This is a genomic window from Limnospira sp., from assembly GCF_051859755.1.
Lineage (GTDB): Bacteria > Cyanobacteriota > Cyanobacteriia > Cyanobacteriales > Microcoleaceae > Limnospira > Limnospira fusiformis.
The window spans coordinates 1-2,089 of the sequence record NZ_JBIMLI010000227.1 but is presented as its reverse complement, the minus strand read 5'-3'; the positions used below and the strand labels follow the sequence as shown (position 1 = coordinate 2,089).

At 48.2% G+C, this 2,089-nt stretch carries 2 protein-coding genes; one reads left to right on the top strand and one right to left on the bottom strand.

Translation table 11 applies throughout. From position 1 onward, the window contains the following. Positions 1 to 1,704 (bottom strand): transketolase C-terminal domain-containing protein (locus ACTIE0_RS22905; RefSeq protein WP_439516998.1); only part of this gene is annotated, 1,704 nt, incomplete at its 3' end. A gap of 18 nt (positions 1,705 to 1,722) precedes the next feature. Here ACTIE0_RS22905 and ACTIE0_RS22900 point away from each other — a divergent pair. After that, positions 1,723 to 1,890 carry a hypothetical protein gene (locus ACTIE0_RS22900; RefSeq protein WP_006621079.1) on the top strand — a complete coding sequence of 56 codons (168 nt, stop codon included), beginning with the start codon at positions 1,723 to 1,725 and terminating at the stop codon, positions 1,888 to 1,890. Positions 1,891 to 2,089: the final 199 nt, after the last annotated feature.

Here is a 2,089-nt window from a genome sequence, read left to right as displayed (position 1 = left end):
GTTTCCGATTTTGGCTAACATATCTTCATCAACGACATTGAGGGTAGATTTATTAATTAACCCGACATCAATACCTTCTTGTTTGAGGCGATCGACAGCATCTAAGGAACGGTACAAACTATCGCCAAAGCTGACAATATAACCAGCAGTACCCTCGCGAATGACCTCATCTTTACCAGGGATGAACTTGTAGCCGTGGCCAAAGAAATGATTTCCGTCACTGTTGAGAATATAGGGAACTTTGGAACGGGTAGAGAAGATAAACCGGAGTCCGGGGTCAAAAAATACGGCTTCGACACAGGCTTTCATCTGGTTAGCGTCGGCGGGGAAATACAAACGAGTTTCGTAACCGTCATCTAAGCCATTGTCGGCGAACATATTATTAATTCCGAAATGGCAGGTATTATCAGCCATGTCGTCAATGCCGCTATGGGAGAAGTGACAGAGGACGTTGGAGTAATTCAGGCGCGCCATAGTGATTTCGGAAATGCACATTTCTAAGAAGGCGCTAAAGGTGCCGAAAATCCCCTGTTTGCCTTTTTCCATACCAAACCCGGCGGCGGCGGAGAAGTTACCGCGCTCCATAATACCGCCTTTGATAAAGATTTCTGGGTAGGCGGTGCGGATTTTTTGTAGACCACAGGAGCCTTCTAAATCGCTATCGACACAAAGGACTTTTTCTTTACGATCGCTATCTGTCATGGTAGCGAGAACGGAAACGACGGCATCCCCAAAGACGTTACGGTTGGAACCGAGATCGTCACTAGAACCGATGAAGGTGTAGTTTTGTTTAGGTGCTTGGATACCTTGGAGATATTTAACCGCTTCGGTGCGACCTTTGGCTTCCAAATAAGCGATCGCCCCCTTGACTGAAATGACATCATGACCGTGGGGGGAACCTTCGAGACCTTCAATTCCGACACACATTTTCCGACGGTTAATCACGGCGACGGGACCATCTGTATTAATAGCTTGGCAGATCAGACCATAGAGGCTATCAATATCTTCTCCATCTCCCTCTAGGACTTTCAGACCGTGACCGATAAGGGTTTGGGCGACTGTGTAGCCAGGAATATAATCAGAAGGGTGTCCGGCGATGGTGACATCGTTATCATCAATAATCAGTTTAACGTTAAGCTGTTGGGAGACAGCCAGACGAGCGGCTTCAGCATCATTTCCTTCCTGTTGAGAACCATCGGAACCCAGACAGAAAAGGGTTTTATTGGGGTTAGCCATGGCTACGCCGTTGACGTAAGGCCACATATGACCGAGACGACCGGAGCTAAATTTTACGCCGGGGGTGAGTCCTAATTCGGGGTGTCCGGGTAGTTTGGAATGTGCGGCGCGATAGCTCAGGAGCTGTTCGGCGGGCATAGAGCCTTCGAGTACGGACATTAAATATTGGGTAGCCACCCGGTGTCCGGCTTCGTCAAAGAAGATAGGGACGAATTTATCGGGGGAACCGCGAAATAAGGCATCAAGGATCATTACTTCTGGGGCGGTGTCGTAGGGTCCCCCTGTGTGTCCGCCAACTCCGCGCGCTGCGCCAGTGGCGGTGAAGAAAACGATCGCATCTCTGACCAGTTCAATATTAGCTTTCAGGGCCTTTCGTTGTTCGTCGGTTAGGGTGCTATTGGCTGGGTCAAGTTTCAGGTATTGGTAGGCTCCCAAGTCAATGGGGAAGACGGCTTGAGCAACAGTCATGAGTATTCCAGTTTAGATATGTCAACTTCATGGGCGATCGTGGTTGCTAAGGACTGCGATCGCCTTGATTTGATTGTTTCACATTTCGGCCCCACTTCAGCACTTACTCTCCACATTTCCCAAAAAAGTCCCAAATTATCCCGCCTATGTTTGACGGGGTGTCTGTTATCAAGAAACTGGGTCTAAAACCCCGTCCTTCTAGGACGGCTTTAATTGTAAATTTTTGTGGCAATATCGAATATTTTGTGCTGATGGCGTTAGTATAAGATAGGAAGTAAACCCATGCTAGTTTTTGAGTTCAAAACCTACCTGGAACAGTCCCAGGTTGAGCGGGTTCAGATCCAGTTAATTAAACTCGCTCCCCCCATTCCTGACTTTAGCGGAC

Coding starts and splice junctions, on each gene's coding strand:
- ACTIE0_RS22900 (WP_006621079.1), top strand. CDS start 1,723: ATGTCAACTTCATGGGCGATCGTGGTTGCTAAGGACTGCGATCGCCTT.